Source organism: Candidatus Trichorickettsia mobilis (assembly GCF_963422225.1).
Lineage (GTDB): Bacteria > Pseudomonadota > Alphaproteobacteria > Rickettsiales > Rickettsiaceae > Trichorickettsia > Trichorickettsia mobilis_B.
This window is the reverse complement of the sequence record NZ_OY728607.1, coordinates 1122702-1146043: the sequence shown is the minus strand read 5'-3', so window position 1 is coordinate 1146043 and position 23342 is coordinate 1122702. Positions and strand designations below refer to the sequence as shown.

The window sequence follows — 23342 nt, the reverse complement described above, 5'->3', positions numbered from 1 at the left end:
TTACATATGTTCATGAAGTTATATATATGCCACTCAGTAATTCCTTAGGTGTAAATCCCACTCCGACAAAAGTTGAAGCAAATCGTTATCATGAATTACATAAGCAGCAAAAACAAAAAATTAACAATGTCAATTCTACTACTACTGGGCAGGTAAATAGTTCACAGAATAAAGTGAATGATTTTAATACATTGTTGAAAAAAAACTTAAATACTCAATCGTCACAAATTTCTGGGATCAATAAAGGAAAAACGCCTAACCTTGACAAGAATGGCACGAATATTGCTTCTAAAGAATTAGAGCAAAAAAAAGAATTAGCAGGACAACTAGCAAAATGGGTTCTTACTGCTCTATGGCAAGAAATGTTTAATACTGTCGAGATATTTAAAGGATCTGAAGATCCTGGAGTAAAGCTCTATCAGGAACAGCTGATACAAGCTTTGGTTGAAAATAATCACGAAGTAACTCAGGTTGAGCAAGATATACTCGAGGAAATAAAAAATAAATAGTATTTATTATGTATGATAAACAAAAGATAAAGTCAAAAAGTATCAATATTTTACTAAATTCGTTGCTTAGCCATATTGATTCATTCATTATCTTCTTAAAGAAAGAAAATAAATTATTGTTACAAGGCGATGTTAACAATGCCGCAAAGATGCTGGACAAGAAACATGAAATCTTAGTCAATTTTCAAAATATTGAATCAGAGCTTCACTCTTCTTTACAAGAGCATGATATTGCAAATGATCAACAAGTGAAAGGAATGTTTGAGAAAGTAAAAATAAAATATAATTCGTTACGTGATTTAATGCAGGAGAATGAAATTTTATTGCGCAGCAATATTGAAATAGGCGAAAAAATAGTGGAAATATATAATTCTTCTAGAGTCGACCAGCTAGTTAATCAGTACGGATATAATAAAGATGGTCAGATTGCGGCTGCGCAAAATCTCGAAAAAATTATGCCGGCAATTAACGTAAATAATAAAATCTAAACTTAATGTAGGTATAAAAATGAAAGTTAATAACTATGCGCAATCTCTACAAGCAACTCGAGAAGCTATGACAGTTACTGCTGAAAATATACAAAAATCTGAGGTACCTCAAGCCATTCGTACTGACTATCAGATGCTTGACGAGGTACAAGGTGGTAAATTTTCAGGCGTTAGATGTATATCCGTACCTAGCGAAGATCCTAGAATAATGAAAGAGCTTCGTGATAGTATAACTAAAGTTTCTGGGGCTGGAGTAATTGAACGAAGTTTACAATCTCTACAACAAGTACTTAGTGATCCTAATGATCCCCCTAAATCAATTTTAGTGGCGAGGATGGTAGCTTTTACCAGTAGCGCTAAATCATTAGCTGCTAATCAGGATCCTGCAACAAAACAATTTTTTATTACAAACTCTATCAAATTAGCCGATACAATTTCTAATATTACAACAAAAATTGATGAATTAAGATATGTTGCCGACCAAAATGTAACAGGCGCTTTACAGGAAGCAAATCAAATTATCAGAGAGTTAAAAACACTTAATGAGAAAATAAGTATCAGTGGTTCTTTTGAGCTGCTTGCCCAACGAAATAGATTGCTAAATCAGTTATCGACTCATTTTAATGTTAGAGTAAGATATGGAAATAAAGGAGAAGCATTTATTTCCAGCAATAATGGCGGTGCACGTATTTTAGATCAAACTGGTGGATATGCACAACTTAGCTATGATGGCTTGTTGTCACAAGAAGCCATGATTAGCGGAGCTTCGTTAAATCCGGTAAACCTTGATTGGTATAATAGTGCTGATAAAAAATTAAGCAGTACCGAAGTAATAAATACCAGCAATTTAGCGGCTTCTCAAATTGCTGGTGGTACAATAAGCGCTAACATTAAGTTACGTGATCAGATTCTGCCAGATTCAAAAGAAGCTCTTAAATCATTGACCAAAACTATATCTGATAGGGTAAATAAAATTCATAATAGTGGTTCACCCTTTCCACCAAAAACTCAATTTACCAGCAATAAGTTGGTAAGTTTATCTGACATTAGCTCTTGGGAGGGAAATGTTAAAATTGCAGTTGTTAGTGACCGAGGAAATGAAATTGATGGTTCTTCCGGTCCGATAAGAGATATAGAAATAAATTTAGGAAAACTACCAAGTTTAAATGGCACCGGTAAACCTAGAATCGCTGATATTATCAAAGAATTGAATGAATCATTGAATTCAGGAATAAGTAGTAATCGGCTAGGAATTGGAGAAGTGTTTGATCAACAACCAATAGGAGTGGCAATTCCAAATCAGTATTTAGTAAATGACATAAAATTAGTCGGTAGATCAAATATCGATAATGCTGGTATTAATGCTGGAAAATTTACCTTTGATTTTGACATAGATGGTAGTCAGTATTCTGATAGTGAAGTTGAGATTCTTGAAGTGCTGGTTGACGGCGGCGGAGCTCGCGAAAGCCAATTACCAGAACCATTTAATTTAGCACAAGGTACGCATGTTCGTACTAACCAAGCAATTACTGTTAATGGTATTAATGCTATACATAATATCGATGTTCGAATAAGAGTAATTGGAAAGAATGGCACGGTACAAGAAGGTGTTGCTAGATTTACCGTTAATGCAGCAAACCCAGATATGATCAATGAAAGAGTAGTAGGGGTAGCTCACGGTGGAGATATGCGCCAACCGAACTTGATAACTCATCGACCTATTGCTACTGCCAGATTAGTAAAAGCAGATGGTAGCAGAATAAATGATAATGATATGTATACCGAAGGCTATTTGCAAATCGAAACCACCGGTAAAGATCTTGCTTTAGTAATTGATAGTAGCAATAGTAAGGATTTAGGCTTTGGTACTGGACAATTAGCCACGGATAGAGGCTTTGGTCATTTTTTTGGTTTTAATAATTACTTTGAATGGAATGAAAAATCTGGTGAGATAGAAATTAATCCTGAAATTGCCACAGACGTAAATAAATTATCAATGGGGAAAGTAAGCTTAGGTGGAAGAGTAGAGACTATTAAAGTAGGCGACGCTCCTGCAACGATGGATATGTTGTTTGCAGGGGGGAATCCTGTAGGTGGTGATACGGTTACTATTGCTGGACAGACTTTTATTTTTAGAGCCGCTGGTCCTTTTGCTGCAAATGAGGTTCCAATAGGCCCTAACTTACACGCTACTATAGACAATCTAGCAGCTACAATTACTGCCACTAATGGTTTGTTAGTAAGCGCTGTATCTAATGGAGCCGGTACCATTATTTTAACAGCAAAGAATTCTGGCCAATCTGGCAATCTTATAGCAGTTGCAGTTACAGTTAATATTGCAGGAATAAATGTTACTCTTACTAATGGCGCTGCTGTAGCAGTTGGACCAGCTATTAACCCTGCAAGTATTTTAGGAGGCGGTACTGATAAAAATGAAAATGTTACCATAAATAGTAGCAGAATTGGTAATGCTTCAACGCAACTGTTGCAACTATTAAGCAAATTAGACGGAGAAATGATAACTGTAGAAAGAACAGCGTTATTTCCAACATTTTCTGCTACAATGAATGGAGTGGTAACTATAGTTGCCAGTAGTTTAGCTGGACAATTAGGAACAACTGTAAATGATCTAAAAGTTGCAGAAAATGTATTAGAAGCTATGACCAAGCTACGTAATGATACTAGCGGTATCGATAAACACACCGAATATTTAAAAGAGCTTACTTTACAAGACCTTCTTAACGCTATTACTGCAACAATCAGAATATTTAACAATATTAATGAAAAGATAATAAATAGTATAGTACCATAATTTAGGAAAACCATTATGAATAACTCTTTCCGCATATTAGATATAGTAAATGCTACTCTGAATAACAACTCAAGAGCAGTTACCAGAGCAAAGCAAGCCTTCGTTGAAGCTAGTAAAGCCGATACAAATTGCTATCCAACACAAGTTGCTTTACGTGAAGCTGGTACATATAGTGAATATCACAGAATTATCGCTGATTCTGTTGCAATAGCTGGTTATACATTGAACATCACCGCAGCTACTATAAGATTAGGAGAAGAACGAGCTGCTCTAGTTCAGATCGTAAACGTAATAACGCATTTAAGAGAAGCTATACCTGATAATGCACTTGCAGCCGGTACATTTACTGACAAGGCAAATGCTGCATTACCACAAATTCAAGACCTAGTAAATACTCAAATTGTCAATGGTGCATATTTATTTGGTGGGGTTGATTCTCAAGATAAGCCTTGTGGCGACTTGCTAATCAGTAATCTTGATCCTGATGGTGAGGTTACAACTAATTATACTAGCTCTGCACCAAATCCAATAGAAGTACAAGTATCTGCGTTAGGTAAAGTAACATTTGGAAATATACATGCTGGTATGCCAGGAATTGCACAAGCAATAGGAGCTATGAATAGGCTAAAAGCCCCTCTCCCTAATCTAGTAGAAATAGATGATGCTTTAAATCAAGCAATTGCATTGCTTGGTCAAGCAATTGCGCTGAATGGTATAGAACAGGAAAAGCTTAAAGCTGCCACAATAGCCAATGATACCTTATCAAAACGAAATATGCAGACCATAACCGAGGTATTTCAACGTGATCAGCCAGAAATTGCCGCAGCCGTTAAAAATGCTCAAGATATTTTGGGATTTTCCTTAAAACTATTAAAGTTAGAACTCAACACTTGGCAAAAAATATTTGATATTCTCTAATTTAGCCCGCAATGATAGGAGTTTACTGTAATTCAGATAAATGTGTATATATATAAACAGCTTACTATACAATCTAGCTACTACAAGCAAATCTTATCATATTTAAACTCTACTGGTGGTGTTGCTAGATTAGTTGGTGGTTGTGTTAGAGACGCTATACTTGGTAAACCGAACTTCGATATTGATATTAATACTACCTTATTACCTGAACAGGTAATGTCTGTTTTATCAACAAAAAATAATATTAAGATCGTACCAACAGGAGTAGCCTTTGGTACGATTAGTGCGTTTATAGATAATGAGCGCTTTGAAATTACTACCTTACGCCAAGATCTAAGCTGCGATGGCCGACGTGCCAAAGTAGTATTTACCACAGATTTTGGACAGGATGCTGCAAGGCGTGATTTTACCATTAATGCACTTAGTTACTGTCCGTTTACAGAAACTATTTATGATTATTTTAATGGTATTCAGGATATATCAGCTAAAAAAGTGATATTTATTGGTATGCCACAGCAACGCATCCAGGAAGACTACCTAAGAATATTACGTTTTTTTAGATTCTCATGTGATTACGCTAAACAAATTGATCCTGATGGCTTAAAAGCCTGTGCTGAATTAAAGCACAAATTAAGCACTCTATCTTTTGAACGAATTAAAGCAGAAATTGATCGTTTAATCGACTCAAATAATGCACCTACTATCCTACAACAAATGAATAATAAAAATATACTACCATATATTTTTCCATGGGCATGGGATCATGACGCCTTAGCAAAAGGAAAAGACTTCGCTAAAAATATTGGTATTAAACTCACAAGAAGTATTCAGTACAGCATATTGTTTCATACTGAAATCTCTTTAACCAGTCAACAATTACTTAACTTCAAATTTTCCAAACATGATTCAGAAAAAATATTAAATATCTTGAAGTTAATTCAAGAATCGAAGCATCTGCCAATATATTCTATGTTAAAAAAATTATGGCAAGATTTTGACAATTACCCAGAATATATTACAGCAGTCATAGCGACGAGTTATAGCAACTCCGAAATTGCCAAAGAATTTATAGCAAAACATATTAACACCACAAAACCGCTGTTTCCTATTACTGGTAATGATTTATTAAAAATTGGTCTTCATGGTAAGGTCTTAGGTGCCATGCTCTCAAAGCTTAAGTCTTTATGGATGGATAGCGATTTTACTATAACCAAGCAACAACTATTGGATATAGCCTGTGACGAGAGAGTTGTTGTAAGTTTAAAATAAGATATTATAGATAGCTATAGTTGGATAAGAATTTAAATTCTTATCCAACTATTAAGTACGATTTAACTATTAAATCACATCACCAAACTGGCCATCAACTTTTCCTCCCATTTCTACAATATTATGAGATATTGTTTGTTGCCAATCTTCAGCATTATGCTTATATACTTCAATTGCATCTAGAGCATACTTACCTTCTTCCATATGAGAAAAGTATGATAACAAAGTGTGCTTATTTTGATCAATAACAGCCACCCAGTCTATCATTATATTTTCATCAGTAGCTAATCGATGCACTAATGCCTCATTATTGGTGTTAAGTAACTGCATTATTTGATCTACAACACATACTCGTAAATCCATAGCACCAAATTTTCCAATGAATTCGTTAATGATTTTATCAGCATCTTCAAGATTCTCTACCACCTGATTTATCAACTTTTCACTATTAACAGCTTTTGCTTTGGTCAATATTTCTTTTGACAAAACAGTTGTTTCTTGTGTTTGTTTACAATAATTAATCTTTGGTAATAATAGCTGAACCTCTTCGGTATTAAGCTGATCAACAATAGTATTAAAGGTTTCTTTATCCAAAACCCATGCTGCACCAAAGTTTTTCAACAAAGAATTATTCCCATCAAGCTGAGCCTCAGTAGCTAGTTTAAATTCTTTGATTTTAGTTACAGTCAGCTCTTTTTGCATGAACTTTTCAAAATCTATATTTACCTTTAACTTGCTACTATTAAAAGCTTTTAACACAGAAAGCCGTTTTGCTTCCAAATTATCATAAAACTTAAACATATTTTCTGCTGGTATGAACTGCAAATCTAACATTAACTCATGCTGTTCTTGAAATTCTGCTATAATATCTATTGGGTTACCTTCTTTTTGAGCTAGCAAGGCTTTCAATAGATTATCTGAGATTAATATTTTTTCATCAATAAAGATATTGGTCATTATACCTTTATACAACTCTGGCTCAGATATTATTGCAGTAATAACATATTGATTAAACTGTTGATAATGATAACTCTCAATCAAACCATTCATTGGTTTATTTAAAAACTTTGACATATTTTGTGTAAATACTTGATTAAACATGCCAATCACCATTTGCGTTTCCATTTTCCACTGTTCAGGTATAATTCCCCCTAGCTCATTACGACATTCCATGAAATCAAGAAAAGCATCAACAATAATTTTAGTTACCTGAGGTTTATTGTCTGCAAACTTGTTTAGTAAAACATCAACAACTTCCTGTTGTACTACTGGTGAAATATCATTCACTATCTTAGTATAATCAGTGGCATCATTTCCATGCCCCATAATAGCCTTAGTTAGTGGAATATATAAGTTCACCAAACGTCCCCATTCACAAGCATTCAAACCGGAGAATACTTCCATAAACTTAATCTCACACCCATTTGCTTTAGCACAAGTCCAAAGATATGCTAATTCTGTTTTTGGGATCCAGTTCAAGTTAATACCCTGAGCATTTTTATGCTGTTGTCCTAGATTGATCAAACGATTGGCTTCAGTAATTAAACCGGTAACACTAACTTCATTATCTCCTTCACGCATTAACTTGCGATCCTCTTGAGACTGCCAGTTCTGAGTAATATATACTTCCATTGCAACTTTCAGATCATTTACTGCATCAGTAATTTGATTTTGATTTAAATTATACTTAGCATGCAATTTTTCACGTAGTTTAGGTAATGCCTGATAATTCTGTGCCGTTTCCATCTGATCTTTGTTTAACATTAAATTATCTTTAATAATAAACTCTCGTGGCTCAACTGAGCCTTGATTGCGTAATGCTATTATCATTTCTTGCATCTGAACGACAAGAGCCTGTTTATTTATATCCAATGAAGCTATATCCATCAAATATTTAGCTTTATCAATTAATCTTTCACTTGAATCACCTTGCTGATTTTTATAATTAACATTAAATATTAGCTTACCATCTCCATCAACTCTTATAATTAGCTCTTTAACCAAATCCCAACGTTGTAATTCATCGCCTTGAGCTATTAACAATAGTAAATTATTCTCTTGCGCATCTAAACCTTCGTTCCAATTAATGTCTAATACCGATTGCAATAATTAACACGGTGTATTTATCCAGTCTCTATACATAATTGATTTTACTAAATCTACATTCTGAGCAAGTTGATTCCAAGCGTAACAAGCCATAGTGACAATATCTTCATATGCACCGTAACATTGGTTAGACAAGAAATGATTTTTGATCCACTCCCAAACTTGTTCCATTGCATTAAGTTCTGGTGCATAAGGCGGAAGCGGTATCAAAGTGATATTGCTTGGAACAGTTAGTTTTTTGGCTGTGTGCCAACCTGCATTATCCATTAGTAAAGCTATATGTCGGTTGCTTTGAGTAGTGAGAGAAAGGTCTTCTAAGAATTTATTCATTGCCCGTGTGTTGGCATATGGTAAAATTAATGCAAAAGATTCTCCCGTATCATGGCAAGCAGCTCCGTAAATGTATGTTGAAATGAATTGCTGTTGCCGAACTTTACGGGGTCTAGTGCCGCGTTTAGCCCATATACGAGTTAAGCTACCTTGTTGCCCAACTCGAGTTTCATCCTGAGACCATATATCAACGTTACATCTATCGATATTTTTTGGTAATAATTCTGTTAACATGTCTGGGAAGTTTTTTTATATGTATTTTGAGTCTCTTGATTTGACTTTGGATGCATTGAACGAGAAGTAATCCAGCTAAAACCAAGGCGATGCATAGTATTGTAGACTGTTTTTAAAGCGCATTTAGCGCCATATTCCTCAAGCAACATGTTATGTAGCTCCTTTGCGGTTATATACCCGCCAGTTTCACTTTCACTGAGCATATTGATTTTATCAAAAAGAGCAGATTCTTGTAGAGTGTTAATCTTCCTAGGAGCGCCGCTTCTTTGTGATTCAAATAAACCTTCAAAACCATGATTTCTAAATCTTCTGAGCCATGATTGCACGGTTTTCCAGTGCAACTTCACTATTGCAGATATGGCTTTAAAAGATTTGCCTAATTGAAGGTGATACATCGCCAATAAACGTATGCGATTCCGACCATGCGGCTCATGTTTCATCATTTTTATAAAATCATGATCATGAAAACCTAGCGGCAATATTAACTTAGCTATTTGAGTACCTTTTATCCGTTAAAAATCCATTTTAGGCCACCGCGTTAATTATTGCAATTGGTATAATACATTAGTCATTAAATATTCAACATTAGCTTTAATGAAAGCGCTATCTGTTTTTTCTATTATTTTAGCCAGCAAGCTAACTCCATCTTTATTAACAGCTTTCCAATCTATATTTATCCCTAAATTGTTGGCAACTTGCAGTAGATTAGCTATATTTAATAAATGCTTTGGTAAATAAGTTAGAATATTATCTTCATTAACTCCAATTTTGTTATTAAGATTTATATTAAATTTATCTCGACAAACTAACATTAAATTCTGAAATTCATCAAGAGACGTCACACGAGCAACCAAATTACCAATTAATGTTTTGCCTTTTACTACTTTTAGTAAATCAACTTTTTCTTCCGGCAAAAGATTAACAAAATCTACCAAATTCATAAGATTCATGTTAATCATTGGGCTATTTAGAATCTTGTTACTAGCCTCTGCCCAGTCAATATTCTCAAATTTAGCTAATGATTTTATAATATTAGCTAGTGGAATATTTTGAAAATTTTGTTTCATGAACATGATATCGAAAACATTTAGATTATCAGTACCTTTATGACTAAAATCCCAAGGCACATCTCCAGCTTTACTCAAGATGGATAATACCCATTCCACTTGCTGTAAATCGATACAACTCTGTACTATATTTCCTAAAAACTGTTGACCATTACCAAAGTCAGCTGTCCATTGGTTAAATCCTAAAGCTATCAATTTATTAAAACTTGCTTGTATGCTCCAAGGATTATTATCTTTAGTTATCATCCTAGCAACCATTGGCAAATCTTGAATAGAGACCTCAGCAAGTTGTGCTCCGGGAAATAAATCTGCTGCTACTGATAAAGCAATATTCTTATTATTTGCAAAAACAACTGCCATAAGTCCTTTATTAACTTTAAATTCTAATTCTTCAATTGTCTTAATTATTTCCGCAGGCTCCTGATTATAATTTATCTGATCTACAATCTGAGTTAATAATGCTGTGCTATTTAATTTGAAGCTCAAACCATACTCATCTTTAGCAGTTTGCAATAGTTGCACTATATTATTTTGTATATTCTCAAAACCAGCAATTTTACTAAGAATATTATCACCATTCATACCATTTAATGGTTGACTCCAATCAATATTTTCATAAGCTTTTAATAACTTTATCACCTTCTTGAATTGTTGTTGATCATTTACATAATTAAATAGTTCTTTAAACAAAGTAGTCGTTGGTGCAAACATACCCATAGGAATAATAGATCCTGCGGGATACATCATTGCTACTCCCAATTCTTGAGATGGAGCGTTAAAATCTATTTCCTGACCTTCATAAGCTTTTAACATATCAGAAATTTTTACTTTCTCTCGAAATGCAATAAATACATCTTTAAATGCGGTTCCACTTTTTGCAATTTCTTGAACAAAATATTTATTAATCTCAGCACCATGATTAATCTTATTAACAATATCATTAAGTGCTATATGATTATGTTGATCTTTTATGCTAAGATCTATTTTATTTTTAGCAAATGCCTTAACTGTTGGTAATAACTGTTCTGGTGTCATCCAATTATTCTGCTGAAAAAACGCCGTCATAAAATTGCGCCCATTATGTATTCCACCATTAAAATTCTGCGCCCAATCCACAGTATGTTCTGGCATTGCATCGAGAACACGACCTATATCATGATATGGTACGTTTTTATTTACTAAAATTTGCAATACAGTACCACTGACTCCATCTTGACTTGGTAAATTAAAATCAATCTTTATTCCTTCATTACTAAAAGCCTCCAAAACTAAATCTGTCGGCACTCCACTATTTAATACGGCACAAGCAAATTCATTTAGGTTGTATTTGCCTTTCAACAAGATAAGCCACCTATCGGTGGCAGCTTAGCTTTTTACATCTCTTGCCAACTTCTGTTATCAAAGGTAATATGCAAGTCATTACAAATAATCAGAGTAAAAGATGGAAATAATCGGTAAAGGAATCTCTATAAAACATATTTTTCTTGATCGGGGTAATTGGCGTCGATTTCACTGAAAAATATAGCGAGCTGAGGTATGGTATTATCTTTAACGTTACTAAAGTTATATTGTGCGGAACGAAATATTTAGGATTTAAGAGTTATAGCTGCCCTACATGTGATCACGGTAAATCAGTAGTATTTAGTTGTAAAGGTAGATTTTGTTCTCGTTGCGGTAAGAAGCAAACAGATCAATGGATAAGTAAAGCTACCAATGTTCTACCAAAGACACGTTGGCAGCACATTACATTTACAATGCCCGACTCATTATGGCCAATATTTTGGCTTAATCGCAATCTGTTTGGATTAATTTCTGCTGTTGCCGCCGGAATTATTAAGGAAATAGCAACAAAGAAAAAGATTGTAGTCGCTATATTTACTGCCCTGCACACCTTCGGTAGAGATTTAAAACGTAATGTTCATATCCATTTATCGGTTACTTGCGGCGGTATAGATAGCAAGGGTAATTGGCGTAAATTATTTTTCCCTGCCGAGCCTATTAAAAAAATGTGGAGACATAGAATTCTTGAGTTATTTCGCTCAGAATACGCCTCAAGTAATTTGAAATTACCGTCGAAATATCAAAATGATGGCGATTTTAACAACTGGATGATCGGCCTATATGAAATCAGTTGGTATGTTTATTTGCAAAAACCATCAGACGATCATAAACGCAACATAAACTATTTAGGGCGATATATAAAACGACCTCCTATTTCTGAGGCAAGAATAGAGGAATATGATGGACTGCAAGTAACGTTTAGATTTCTTGACCACTACAATAACACGATTGATCACGTCACAATGCCTGTACTGCAGTTTATATCTAGCCTGATTATGCACATACCCGATCGTTATTTTCGAATAATAAGGTACTACGGCTTTTTATCTAACAGAACTAGAGGAATACAACTACCTATTGTATATAAGGCGATAAACCAAATTATACCTAAGAAAATCAAGTCATTGAACTGGAGATTAATGATTTGGTTAAACTTTAAAAAAGATCCGTTATCTTGTCCAAACTGTAATCAATTTATGAGCCTGAGACAGGTTTATTACGGTTTATCTCCACCCTTGTTATTAGTGAAGATCAATGAATTATTGTGAACGCCTCGGTGATATTCATATGGTGAACCGTTGCTTCACGCCACGTTAATATAATTTTAAAAAATTGGCCTATTTTGAGATAGATTTTAAGAGAAGATTTTTATACAAGTGTCAATAATTTCTAATATCACAATTTAACAACCAAATTTTTAAAGAAAATTTTAAAATTTTCAAAAAAATATTTTTGGTAAAATTTTTGAAATTCCTATACTATAAATTAATCACCTCTTTTAATTGCCCATTATCAGTAATTTTAGTAGCTAAAGGTGCAGCTATATTTAAAGGTAACAGCGGCAATGCATCTTGTACAGCAACACCATCTGGCAGCAAATTTGCTTCAACCAAATTTTTTAATGTTTTTACTAATCTAGGAGCAGATGTTTGCTGGACAAATTTTTCCGCAACAGTCTGACCTACTTGAATTTGATCAGTTCTATTTAGTTGAAAATCTTCTGCCAAAATCTTTACAACTTGATCATGCTGTTTTTTTACAGAAACCATAAAAAAATTATTCATGAATAAATTTTGTAACAGTTGCGGATTAGCGCTAATGTTAAAAGCCATTCCTGCGCTAGATATTGCTTGCAGAATTTCAGCGGGTTTTTGTGTAGCAGTCATGAATGGTGAAGTTAATAAATCTGCAAAATAACTATTATTTGTTTGATTATAAATATCTAATAAATTGATATTTTCACCCTTCAACTCTTGTAACGACTGTTTTAATTCAGTTAAATTATTTAAATTTCTAAAATTTTTCATAAAATTTTGCCTCTAACATTGGATATAATTACTAACATACATTAATATATACTTAATAATCAAGTTTTTTGTTTTATTAATTAGTGATTTTTATTACTAAAAGAATATTAATAACATTAACTACCTAGCAATAATCATGCCATTGATAAATTATTGTCATTATCCAAGATTTAGTTTAGGATGTTTTAAGAATTGAGAATGCTCAATAAACCATGCTGTCGAACAAAGAAGTTTTATAAAAACTTTAACATAATATATACCCCATCACTATGTTGACTAAACATTCATATTTAAAATTAAGCAACTGCATTAGAGTATTAGCTGCTGATGCAGTTGAACATGCTAAATCTGGTCATCCTGGAATGCCACTGGGTATGGCTGATGTAATGACAATTCTAGCTTTTGATTTCTTATGCTTTAATCCTAACGACCCCTCGTGGTTTAATCGAGATCGCTTGGTATTATCAGCTGGGCATGGCTCAATGTTACTTTATGCTTTTTATTATCTGACTGGCTATACTGATTTCACCATCTTGGATCTAAAAAATTTTCGTAAACTACACTCAAAAACCCCAGGACATCCAGAATATGATGCCTATCAAGCAATTGAAACTACCACTGGACCACTAGGACAAGGCTTCGCTAATGCCGTCGGAATGGCTATTGCTGCCAAGAAATATCAACATGTTCTTGGTAATAAGATCAGTAACTATAAAATTTATTGTATAGTTGGTGATGGTTGTTTAATGGAAGGAATAAGCTATGAAGCTGCTTCACTTGCTGGTCATTTAGGACTTGATAATTTGATAGTTTTATTTGATGATAACCAAATTTCTATTGATGGTAAAACCAGCCTTGCCGTATCTGAGGATCATTTAGGTGTGTTTACTGCTCTTGGGTGGGGAGTTAATGCTATTGATGGCCATGATTTTACACAAATTAACTCTAGTTTAAACCAAGCACAAAATACCGATAAACCACAATTGATAGCTTGTCGCACTTTAATTGCCAAAGGCTGTGTGAATAAAGTTGGTTCTGAAACTGCACATGGCTCACCCTTAGGAAGCGCTGAGGTCAAATTATTAAAAACTCAGCTGCAAATGCCAGATGCTGCATTCGAGATTCCAGAAGAATTACAAACCATCTGGAAAACAGCTTGGCAACGCAATAAATCAAATTATAAAACTTGGCAAGATTATTATGTTCAATTATCACCAACAGAACAGGAATATTTAACTCCAGTTAAAATTAATACTGACTTTTTAAATAGCATCCAACTAGCAACTCAACCAGAATCAACCAGAGTATCGTCAGGACGCGTCATTCAGGAATTACTTAAAGTTTCAACTAAAGTAATTTGTGGCTCGGCTGATTTATCATTCTCGAATAATATCAAAAATTCCTTGAGTGTTGTTATCACCAAAAATGATTTCAGTGGCAATTTTATTCATTATGGTGTTCGTGAACACGCAATGGCTGCAATTATGAACGGTCTTGCTTTATCAGGATTCTTACCAATAGGAGGAACATTTTTTGTTTTTGTTGATTATATGAAACCAGCAGTACGCTTATCAGCAATGATGCGACAACAGGTAATTTATATAATGACCCATGACTCAATTGGAGTCGGTGAAGATGGTGCTACCCACCAGCCGATTGAACAATTAGCAGGAATGCGCGCGATCCCTAATCTGCAAGTACTGCGTCCGGCTGATTGCGCTGAAACCATTGAATGTTGGCAGATAGCTCTATCTGATCAAACCAGACCGCACATGCTGGTCTTAACCAGACAAAATGTCCCGCAAATCAAAACATCTCCTAACTGGAAAAACGCATCATTAGGCGCATATGTACTTTCGGTAATAACTCCACAATTAGATGTTAATAGTAATTTTGACGTTTGTATATTTGCTACCGGTTCTGAAGTCCAGCTAGCATTGAACGCGGCAGAAGCTTTGACCGTTGCCAATCTCAAAGTGCAGGTCATTTCCATACCTTGTTTTGAATTATTTTTTAGACAAGATCCGCAATATATCAGTGCCATTCTAAAACCCACAACATTATGCGTAGCAATTGAAGCTGGTTGTGCTTTTGGTTGGCACCAAATTATTGGAGTAAACGGTATGTTCTTTGGCATCAATCAATTTGGGATATCAGCTCCTGCCGAAATAGCATATGAACACTTTGCTTTAACTGCCGAGAATGTTGTTAACGCTATAAAAGCTAAACTCTGTGATTTGTAATATTATAATTCAACAAAGTGACGCTATAAAATTAATATCATGAAATATTTTGTAATATAATGTAATTTGCTTTTAACATTCATTGATTTTAGAATTCTGTAACTAGAGTCAGTTAGGTGACAGTTAAATTTTAAGATGAAGAAGCGCAAGCAATTACTTAATTTGTTTCGTACAACCGAATTCTAACAAATTTAACAGGCTCTAACTAACCGACGCTATGCAATTAATTTACTACCACCTATCCTATATGCCCAAACATTTGTACGAACAATCTACAATAATTAATCCAATTAGTTGTTATGGCATAGGGGTGCATTCTGGACAAAATATACAATTAACTTTAAAACCCGCGAAACCAAACACTGGCATTATTTTTGTACGTACTGATGTTAAGTCAGAGAGTAATTATATCGCAGCTTCATACTTAAATGTGGCTGATACAGCAATGTCCACTAACTTACAAAATCAGCATAATATTCGTGTTAGCACCATAGAACATTTAATGGCAGCACTTTGGGGATGTGGAATTGATAATGTGATTGTTGAATTAGATGGCTCTGAAGTACCTATTATGGATGGCAGCAGTAAAGCTTTTGTTTTTATGATTGAATGTGCTGGTAAAAAACTACAAAATGTAGCAAAAAAATATCTAAAGATTCTGAAAGAAATTCGGGTCAGCGATCAAAATCGTGAAATTACAGTGTCGAAGTCAAAAACAATGCACATAAATTTAACCATAGAGTTTGACAGCAAAGTTATTGGCAAGCAAAATTTATTATTTTCTCAAACAATAAATTCTTTTAAAGAAAATTTAGCCAACGCCAGAACATTTGGTTTTTTAAATGAGCTAGACTATTTAAAAGATCGAGGATTAGCACAAGGTGCTTCTCTGGATAATGCTATAGGAATTGATCGTGATACTATACTAAATCATGATGGACTAAGATACGACGATGAATTCGTTAGGCATAAAGCCTTAGATATGGTAGGTGATTTATACACATCAACAGCTAATATTATAGCTTCATTTAATGCTCTGAAAACTGGTCATCAACTTAACAACGAATTACTACATAAAATTTTTAGTGATAATCAAGCCTATACCTGGGTAAGTGCTAAAGATCTATAATAAATTCTATCAATAAACTTGGTGTGTTGTTTGATCAAGCTCAGCCACCTCTCAATAGACTTTACTCTATTACAGCCCTCACACCAAATTCTACTAATTGATCTAACCCTATACACCAACAACAGAATCAATAGATTTTTCTATCTTATTATTTTTTAGAAATAAGGCCTAGTAAATAACTATTAGGCCTTATTTCTAGATATAGAGCTTTAAATAATAAAATCAAAGTCTGCATATTTCTACACAAACTTCCTTTTTATATTAAAGGTCAATATGTTGTATTTGCCCAAGAAGCACAGCAAGATCATGATTAGTTTGATCTATAATAACTAAATCATTGTGATCGACAAGTAAACCATGCTCCACTAGTGCTACTGCAATGTTAGTAGATGTTTGAGCATTTACAATATGCAGAACATTCTGATTCAAGAATTGTGCATCTACCTGCTGATATGTCAAGACTTTATTTACCAATCCTAGATCACCAGAGTTGATTACTTCAGTAATTACATTATGACCATAAGGTGCTTGTATTAAATCTACTGGCGCCAAAGTCAATAATTGCTGCGCTAAATCAAGCCGCTGATGCAGGATTGCATAATCAAATAATTCTGTATGATTAATCTGCATATGGTCTAAATTATCACTAGCTAGAATCGCATTCACCAAGGTTGGGCAAATCTGACCTAAATGATCAATTGCATATTCAAACAATTTTTGTCCATTTACTAGCTGATTTACATTAACACCATCAGGACTTCCGCAAGACTAATGAAATTAGATAAGAATCGAGATATTATGGGAGTATAATGTAATTTAGATTGTGAGTATAAGATGACTACAAGAATAGATTATTGTCAGTATTTATTATCGAGCCAGACAAATTATACTATTACAAATTTTGCTGATCATGTAGAAGGTTTAAGCGACGACAGGGTCAGAAGATATCTAGCGAATGCTAAATTATCACCAAGATTAATATGGGAACACGGTAAAGAAGAGATTATCTTCAGCGCTAACGGCAAGTTGCTATTTGACGATAGCGTATTAGATAAAAGTTACTCGAATAATATAGATGAAGTCAGGTATCAATATAGCGGCAATGCCAAGGAAGTAATAAAAGGCATAGGTATTGTGACCTGTGTTTATGTTAATCCTGAAGAGAATAAGTTTTGGATAATAGATTATAGGATATTCAATCCCGATAAAGACGGTTTAACTAAAATAGATCACGTTAAAGAAATGCTGCGTAATGCTCATTATAGCAAAAAGGTTGCATTTAACACAGTACTTATGGATAGTTGGTATGCGACAACCTCGATTCTACTTCAAATAGAAACTATCGGTAAATATTACTATTGTCCTATCAAAAGTAATCGTTTAGTAGACGATAGCAACGGTAATAAGGCTTACTGTAGAGTTGATTCTTTGGATTGGAGTACTGATGATATTAGCAACGGTAAGATTATCAAGATTCATAAATTTCCTAAAGATCATAAAGTGAAATTATTCAGAGTAACTGTTTCTACCAACAGAACTGACTATGTCGTCACAAACGACATGGCTCAAAATTCGCTTGATGCTGTACAACAAGAGTATGGCTTCAGGTGGAAGATTGAGGAATTTCATCGTGAAGTCAAGCAAGTCACCGGTATTGAAAAGTGCCAATGTAGAATAGGAAGAATACAGAGAAATCATATAGCTTGCGCTATCATGGTCTGGAATTGTTTGAAAAAAGCTGCAAATGCTGCTTCTAGCACCGTATATCAGCTAAAGAGCGGGTTATTAAGGAACTATTTAATCCAGGAATTAAAGAGCCCTGTCGTGCGATTTGCGTAAGTCCTGACCATGTTCTATTAAAGTTTGGGCAAATTGTGGATTAACTTGGATTATTCCATCTAGATTTACATTCAATCCCTTATCTACCAATGCTGTCGCTACCGCTTGCGGTGTGTTAAACAATACTAGACCTCTTTCGAAACTGGACTAAATATGTTATAAAGTCGAATTTACTTAATTTAGAACTATATGAGATATAAAAATTTAAGCATTTTATCGGAAGAGCATTTTAGAAGATTAACAGGGGTAAGAAATAGTACATTTGAAAAGATGGTAGGGATTTTAAAGACAGAGAAACAAATAAATAGGAGGTACCAAGGTGGCAGAAGAGCTAGTCTTAGTATGGAAGACAGCCTATTAATGACACTTGAATATTTAAGGGAATACCGTACCTATTTTCATATAGCTAAGAATTATGGAGTTAGCGAAAGCAGTGCATTTAAAACAATTCGTTTTGTTGAAGACACTCTAATAAAACATCCGGATTTTGCTCTTCCAGGTAAGAAGGCTCTAGTTAAAAGCGGTATGGAGTATGAATTAGTTTTAATAGATGCTACAGAAAGCCCTATAGAGCGACCCCAAAAAAACAGAAATACTATTACTCAGGTAAAAAGAAAAGACATACGTTAAAGACTCAAATAGTAGTAGATAAGAAAAGCAAACGAGTCATATGCACTTCTTTTTCCAATGGTAAGCGTCATGATTTTAAATTATTTAAAGAATCAAGAACCCATATACTGCCTGAGGTTAAAGTGATTACTGATACTGGTTATCAAGGCTTACAGAAGATTCATACAAATTCTGAGCTACCAAAGAAAAAGAGTAAAAAGAATGCTTTAACTAAAGAAGATAAGAAAAATAATAGAAGTTTAGCAAGTGACAGAGTATTAAATGAAAATGTTATCGGTATGTTAAAGCGTTTTAAAATAATTGCTGATAAATATCGAAATAGACGCAAAAGATTTGGTCTTAGGTTCAATTTAATTGCTGGTTTATATAATTGGGAGCTTGGTAAATGAGTTTCGAAAGAGGTCTACTGTATTTACTGCATTCATATTCAAGAACTGCGCATTCACCTGTGGATATGCTAATATTGTGTTTACCAATCCTAGATCACCAGAGTTGATTACTGTAGTAATTACATTATTACCATAAGGCATTTGCATTAAATCTACTGGCGCCAAAGTCAATAATTGCTGCGCTAGATCAACTCGATCATGGGTAATTGCATAAGCAAACAATTCTGCGTGATTAATCTGCATATGGTCTAAATTATCACTAGCTAGAATCGTATTCATCAAGGTTGGGCAAATCTGACCTAAATGATCAATTGCATATTCAAACAATTTTTGTCCATTTACTAGCTGATTTACATTAACACCATGTTCTATTAAAGTTTGGGCAAATTGTGGATTAACTTGGATTATTCCATCTAGATTTACACTTAATCCCTTATCTACCAATGCTGTCGCTACCGCTTGCGGTGTATTAAACAATACTGTATTTGCCGCATTCATATTCAAGAATCCTGCATCTACCTGCTGATATGCTAATATTGTGTTTACCAATCCTAGATCACCAGATTTAATTGCTAAACTTATAGTATTTATTTGGTTATTATTAAGCACAGAAGTTACTATCTCAGTAAAATTTATTGGCCCATAAGTCAACAATTGTATCGCTACGTCTGGTCTCAGATACTCTACTGCATAAGCAAATATAGTTGTACCATTAAAATGAGCATTATGATCTAGGTCAACTCTTGCGATTAGAGCTTGTACTAATAGCGGTGTTGGAAGGTTCATCGGATTAATAGCATTCGCCAGTAACGGCAGACCATTATCTAAAATCTGATTAACATTCACATGCCTTACTTTCTCAATAAGAAGCTGCGCTAAATCATTATTCCCATTTTGTATAATAGTTTTTAGATCAATTTCTGGCACCCATACTAGCCCAGCTCCTGGAGTTTCTTCTAAAGCTTCTCTCAATAATACAACATCTTCCTGTTGCAAAAGATTATCTAATTTTTCCTTCATATATCCTCATTAACTTAATTTAAAATTTAAAGTAGTTTCATTTTTTATAGAATCACGAATATTAATTAATAAAATCCTAAGTGTCAATAATTTTAATTTATATTAAATCTTAATTTACTAAAAACATTTATTCTATTAACTTATACTCAGATACCAATAACCTTGGCACTAAATAATTATGTAATATTAAGCCTTGATTAGTAAAATAAATATGCTTATCCGAATATATTAACAGTCCTAAGTTGTAATAATACTTCACCATCTCCATGTTGATTACATCTTTCATTTCGATGCAATCGCTTAACCACCAAAGATTATTAATATTAATCCCTTCATTTAAACGTAGCCCCATCATCACACATTCAGTGATCGCTTCTGTTGCGCTTAAATTAGCTGATGACTGGATACCAGTTTTAGAGTTCAGCACAGCACTTAACCACTTTGCTGGATTATAATACATCATTATGCTACGCACAGAATTCTTGGATATAATCCTACTATGAGCTCCAGGACCAATACCTAGATAACTCTGGTAATTCCAATAAGTCAAATTATGCACACATTCATAAGAGTCTCTAGCGTAATTTGAAATCTCGTATCTTGTATAACCTTGTGTCGCAAGGTATTCCGTAGTCCATTCATACATTTGCGCTGCTAAATCATTATTTGGCAGCGCTAATTTTCCATCATGAAATAATTTATAGAATGCCGTACCTTTTTCAATAGTCAATTGATATAATGAAATATGTCCGGAAGCAAGTTCACATGCTTCCACTAATTCCATTTGCCACTCTTTTAGAGTTTGACCACTTCTAGCATAAATTAAATCAAATGATACTTTATCAAAAATATTATTGGCCTGGATAATAGCTTGCTTTGCCGCAACTATATCATGTTGACGACCAAGTTTAAGCAAATCCTTGTTTTTTAAAGCCTGAACCCCTATTGATACTCGATTAATCCCTGATGTTTTAAATTCTTTAAACTTATTTATCTCGAACGAAGTGGGGTTGGCTTCTAAAGTAATCTCGGTATTATTATCAATAATAGCTAATGAAGATATTTTTTCTATAATTCCTTCTACTACTCTAGGCTCCATCAAAGACGGCGTTCCACCACCAAAAAAAATTGATTTTATATATTTACCACCAAAAATACTGGAAAAATAGTCAAGCTCTTGCAAATATGACTTTAACCAAACATCATGGTTAATAGCTTCTGCCACATGAGAGTTAAAATCACAATATGGGCATTTAGCTAAACAAAATGGCCAATGTATATATATCGAAATATTATTGGACGTCACTGATAAGATCTCACTAAATTTCTTATCTTAACTATGTGTATATAGAATAAAAAAGCAAGGAGTATAAATATATGCTGAGAATTCAAGCACGGTACCGATATACAATCAACTGCAAAAATAGAATTTGTGAAAGAGAGATAATTATAGGTAAAAAACTTACTGGTCTTACCTATAGTTAACTATCCAAAACTATGATAAGACCAGTTCTTTGTTAAATTAAATTTAGTAATTTACTCAATTTTATCGACTGAATCCTCAGCACCACCTTTTTGATCTATTATTTCACCACCTAATTTTACTTCATCATGTGGAATGATAGTTTTATCTTCTATCAAATCTACTTCTTTGAACCCTTCTTCACCTTGGTTCTGTTGTAAATCTTGTTTCTGTTGTAAAATAGTACTGCTAATTAAATTTTCTGACAATAATCCTTCTTCTTGCTTCTCTTGCACTGGTTTCTCTTGTAACACTAACTTTTCAATTAGTTGTTCTGTCAAGTCTTTTGGCTTCTCATGTAATACTATACTTGTATCATTCTCATCTTTTATTATTTTTTCTTGGCTATCTTTTTTTGATAATGGTAGGCTTCCTTCTTCAAAATTTTCTTCTATTTCTTTTTCCTTCATATAACAAACTCCTTGTAGTATAGGAATTTCAAAAATTTTACCAAAAATATTTTTTTGAAAATTTTAAAATTTTCTTTAAAAATTTGGTTGTTAAATTGTGATATTAGAAATTATTGACACTTGTATAAAAATCTTCTCTTAAAATCTATCTCAAAATAGGCCAATTTTTTAAAATTATATAGCTAAACCCCTATAAAACGGTTATAACATGTACTTTTCAAACAGAGTGTCTACGTCACAGCGATATTTCCTTCTTCTAGATTTAGCTTGAGCCCATTTTGGTTCAATAGGATTCAAATCAGGAGAATAAGGCGGTAAGTACTCCAATATATGACCAGCTTTTTCTATCATAGTTTTTAAATACGGACTTTTATGGAAACTTGCATTGTCTGTCACAACCACGGAATTATTAGGTAATTTCGGTATTAAATCTTGTTCTACCCAGCTGTTAAAAATAACTGTATTAACATTGCCGTCAAAAATTGACACGGTTAGCAGCGATTTACCTACTAATGCCCCTATAACATTAGTTCTTTTTGACGGATGCCAATCATGAACACCATAACACCTCTTGCCTTTTGCCGAATATCCGTGAGTTCTAGGCGCGCTATGGACAAACCCGCTCTCATCGGTAAAGACAATAACTTTTTCCTCTGCCTCGTACTTTTTTATCTTATTCTGAAATTCTAACCTCTCTTCTTCTTTTGCCTTCGGATGTTTTAAAGCTTTTTTTATACGTAATGTTCAACTTCTTTAATGCTTTTTGTATTCCAGATTTACTCACTCCTAACCGCTCAGCTCTTTCATATTGATACGCGTCACTATATTGCACCACGTCTTCTCTCAATTTATCAATCGGTATTTTTTTCGAAGCTCTATTCCTATTCTTTAGAGGAGATATTTTTTTAGTCCATACAAATACCGTGTTTTTTCCTACTCCAAAACGTTTTGATATTGATTCAAAACTCATCTTCTCTTTTTCTTTGATAGCCAGTACTTTCTTTCTAAAATCTATCGAATATGTCATAACAATTATTTTAATTATACCCTTTGATTATA

Annotated in this window: 22 protein-coding genes; 10 read left to right on the top strand and 12 right to left on the bottom strand. The window is 33.8% G+C overall.

The genetic code is table 11. The annotated features are described in order from the left end of the window. Positions 1-26: 26 nt before the first annotated feature. From R2I74_RS05395 to R2I74_RS05375, 5 genes are read left to right on the top strand one after another with little or no spacing between them, the layout of a single operon-like run. Entirely contained in the window at positions 27-509 is a 483-nt protein-coding gene (locus R2I74_RS05395) for a hypothetical protein (protein ID WP_316354369.1), read from the top strand. Positions 510-517: 8 nt separating this feature from the next. Beyond that, the gene (locus tag R2I74_RS05390; protein ID WP_316354367.1) at positions 518-997 is read left to right on the top strand and encodes a hypothetical protein; all 480 of its coding nucleotides are present in this window, start codon (positions 518-520) and stop codon (positions 995-997) included. Positions 998-1016: 19 nt separating this feature from the next. Continuing rightward, positions 1017-3809: a FlgK family flagellar hook-associated protein gene (locus tag R2I74_RS05385; RefSeq protein WP_316354365.1), complete on the top strand. Its 2793-nt coding sequence runs from the start codon at positions 1017-1019 to the stop codon at positions 3807-3809. A 15-nt stretch (positions 3810-3824) separates the two neighbouring features. Further along, complete coding sequence (locus tag R2I74_RS05380; RefSeq protein WP_316354363.1) at positions 3825-4727, top strand: hypothetical protein; 903 nt, start codon at positions 3825-3827, stop codon at positions 4725-4727. A gap of 42 nt (positions 4728-4769) precedes the next feature. Beyond that, positions 4770-5996: a CCA tRNA nucleotidyltransferase gene (locus R2I74_RS05375; protein ID WP_316354361.1), complete on the top strand. Its 1227-nt coding sequence runs from the start codon at positions 4770-4772 to the stop codon at positions 5994-5996. 69 nt (positions 5997-6065) lie between these two features. Here the strand turns inward: R2I74_RS05375 and R2I74_RS05370 are convergent, their stop codons facing one another. The 4 genes from R2I74_RS05370 to R2I74_RS05355 all read right to left on the bottom strand — a co-directional run bounded on the left by R2I74_RS05370 (position 6066) and on the right by R2I74_RS05355 (position 11071). After that, a complete protein-coding gene (locus tag R2I74_RS05370; protein ID WP_316354359.1) occupies positions 6066-8102 on the bottom strand; it encodes a hypothetical protein in 2037 nt (678 codons plus the stop codon). A gap of 3 nt (positions 8103-8105) precedes the next feature. Next, positions 8106-8666: an IS630 family transposase gene (locus R2I74_RS05365; RefSeq protein WP_316353004.1), complete on the bottom strand. Its 561-nt coding sequence runs from the start codon at positions 8664-8666 to the stop codon at positions 8106-8108. Next, a complete protein-coding gene (locus R2I74_RS05360; RefSeq protein WP_316353080.1) occupies positions 8660-9145 on the bottom strand; it encodes a helix-turn-helix domain-containing protein in 486 nt (161 codons plus the stop codon). The genes R2I74_RS05365 and R2I74_RS05360 overlap by 7 nt, the downstream gene beginning before the upstream one ends. Before the next feature lie 63 nt (positions 9146-9208). Continuing rightward, on the bottom strand, positions 9209-11071 hold the full coding sequence (locus R2I74_RS05355; RefSeq protein WP_316354357.1) for a hypothetical protein: 1863 nt from the start codon (positions 11069-11071) through the stop codon (positions 9209-9211). Between the two features lie 146 nt (positions 11072-11217). Between R2I74_RS05355 and R2I74_RS05350 the strand changes: the two genes are divergently transcribed. Beyond that, complete coding sequence (locus R2I74_RS05350) at positions 11218-12342, top strand: IS91 family transposase (RefSeq protein WP_316352999.1); 1125 nt, start codon at positions 11218-11220, stop codon at positions 12340-12342. Between the two features lie 210 nt (positions 12343-12552). On the opposite strand, the gene R2I74_RS05345 is transcribed toward R2I74_RS05350, so the two are convergent. After that, positions 12553-13101, bottom strand: coding sequence for a hypothetical protein (locus R2I74_RS05345; protein ID WP_316354356.1), 549 nt, complete (start codon positions 13099-13101; stop codon positions 12553-12555). Positions 13102-13370: 269 nt separating this feature from the next. On the opposite strand from R2I74_RS05345, the gene tkt reads away from it, so the two are divergent. Continuing rightward, positions 13371-15344 (top strand): transketolase, encoded by a 1974-nt coding sequence (gene tkt, locus R2I74_RS05340; protein WP_316354354.1) that lies wholly within the window; start codon positions 13371-13373, stop codon positions 15342-15344. 247 nt (positions 15345-15591) lie between these two features. Next, a complete protein-coding gene (lpxC, locus tag R2I74_RS05335; RefSeq protein WP_316354352.1) occupies positions 15592-16473 on the top strand; it encodes a UDP-3-O-acyl-N-acetylglucosamine deacetylase in 882 nt (293 codons plus the stop codon). A gap of 261 nt (positions 16474-16734) precedes the next feature. Here lpxC and R2I74_RS05330 read toward each other — a convergent pair whose 3' ends face one another. Beyond that, the gene (locus R2I74_RS05330) at positions 16735-17142 is read right to left on the bottom strand and encodes a hypothetical protein (RefSeq protein ID WP_316354350.1); all 408 of its coding nucleotides are present in this window, start codon (positions 17140-17142) and stop codon (positions 16735-16737) included. Positions 17143-17307: 165 nt separating this feature from the next. On the opposite strand from R2I74_RS05330, the gene R2I74_RS05325 reads away from it, so the two are divergent. Next, positions 17308-18312, top strand: coding sequence for an IS701 family transposase (locus R2I74_RS05325; protein ID WP_316353273.1), 1005 nt, complete (start codon positions 17308-17310; stop codon positions 18310-18312). Here the strand turns inward: R2I74_RS05325 and R2I74_RS05320 are convergent. Next, complete coding sequence (locus tag R2I74_RS05320; RefSeq protein ID WP_316354348.1) at positions 18283-18435, bottom strand: hypothetical protein; 153 nt, start codon at positions 18433-18435, stop codon at positions 18283-18285. The genes R2I74_RS05325 and R2I74_RS05320 overlap by 30 nt on opposite strands. A gap of 66 nt (positions 18436-18501) precedes the next feature. Here R2I74_RS05320 and R2I74_RS05315 point away from each other — a divergent pair. Next, positions 18502-19331, top strand: a protein-coding gene (locus tag R2I74_RS05315; protein WP_316353063.1) for an IS5 family transposase whose coding sequence is annotated in 2 segments (ribosomal slippage) — positions 18502-18892 and positions 18892-19331 — 831 coding nt in all. Because the reading frame shifts where the segments join, the coding sequence is not laid out codon by codon here. Here the strand turns inward: R2I74_RS05315 and R2I74_RS05310 are convergent. The 5 genes from R2I74_RS05310 to R2I74_RS05290 all read right to left on the bottom strand — a co-directional run bounded on the left by R2I74_RS05310 (position 19305) and on the right by R2I74_RS05290 (position 23310). Next, complete coding sequence (locus R2I74_RS05310; RefSeq protein ID WP_316354346.1) at positions 19305-20351, bottom strand: hypothetical protein; 1047 nt, start codon at positions 20349-20351, stop codon at positions 19305-19307. The two genes, R2I74_RS05315 and R2I74_RS05310, sit on opposite strands and share 27 nt — an antisense overlap. Positions 20352-20478: 127 nt before the next feature. Further along, positions 20479-21666, bottom strand: a complete 1188-nt coding sequence (gene hemW, locus R2I74_RS05305) for a radical SAM family heme chaperone HemW (RefSeq protein WP_316355315.1) — start codon at positions 21664-21666, stop codon at positions 20479-20481. A gap of 221 nt (positions 21667-21887) precedes the next feature. Further along, positions 21888-22283, bottom strand: a complete 396-nt coding sequence (locus tag R2I74_RS05300; RefSeq protein WP_316354344.1) for a hypothetical protein — start codon at positions 22281-22283, stop codon at positions 21888-21890. A 201-nt stretch (positions 22284-22484) separates the two neighbouring features. After that, positions 22485-22955, bottom strand: a complete 471-nt coding sequence (locus R2I74_RS05295; RefSeq protein ID WP_316355238.1) for an IS630 family transposase — start codon at positions 22953-22955, stop codon at positions 22485-22487. Between the two features lies 1 nt (position 22956). After that, positions 22957-23310, bottom strand: coding sequence for an IS630 transposase-related protein (locus R2I74_RS05290; protein ID WP_316353116.1), 354 nt, complete (start codon positions 23308-23310; stop codon positions 22957-22959). Between the last annotated feature and the right edge of the window lie 32 nt (positions 23311-23342).

Bases quoted from the DNA above. Each gene is read 5' to 3' on its own strand.
- lpxC (WP_316354352.1), top strand. From the start codon at position 15,592: ATGCCCAAACATTTGTACGAACAATCTACAATAATTAATCCAATTAGT.
- tkt (WP_316354354.1), top strand. From the start codon at position 13,371: ATGTTGACTAAACATTCATATTTAAAATTAAGCAACTGCATTAGAGTA.
- R2I74_RS05290 (WP_316353116.1), bottom strand. From the start codon at position 23,310: ATGACATATTCGATAGATTTTAGAAAGAAAGTACTGGCTATCAAAGAA.
- R2I74_RS05390 (WP_316354367.1), top strand. From the start codon at position 518: ATGTATGATAAACAAAAGATAAAGTCAAAAAGTATCAATATTTTACTA.
- R2I74_RS05300 (WP_316354344.1), bottom strand. From the start codon at position 22,283: ATGAAGGAAAAAGAAATAGAAGAAAATTTTGAAGAAGGAAGCCTACCA.
- R2I74_RS05325 (WP_316353273.1), top strand. From the start codon at position 17,308: ATGACTACAAGAATAGATTATTGTCAGTATTTATTATCGAGCCAGACA.
- R2I74_RS05380 (WP_316354363.1), top strand. From the start codon at position 3,825: ATGAATAACTCTTTCCGCATATTAGATATAGTAAATGCTACTCTGAAT.
- R2I74_RS05395 (WP_316354369.1), top strand. From the start codon at position 27: ATGCCACTCAGTAATTCCTTAGGTGTAAATCCCACTCCGACAAAAGTT.
- R2I74_RS05385 (WP_316354365.1), top strand. From the start codon at position 1,017: ATGAAAGTTAATAACTATGCGCAATCTCTACAAGCAACTCGAGAAGCT.
- R2I74_RS05365 (WP_316353004.1), bottom strand. From the start codon at position 8,666: ATGTTAACAGAATTATTACCAAAAAATATCGATAGATGTAACGTTGAT.
- R2I74_RS05345 (WP_316354356.1), bottom strand. From the start codon at position 13,101: ATGAAAAATTTTAGAAATTTAAATAATTTAACTGAATTAAAACAGTCG.
- R2I74_RS05310 (WP_316354346.1), bottom strand. From the start codon at position 20,351: ATGAAGGAAAAATTAGATAATCTTTTGCAACAGGAAGATGTTGTATTA.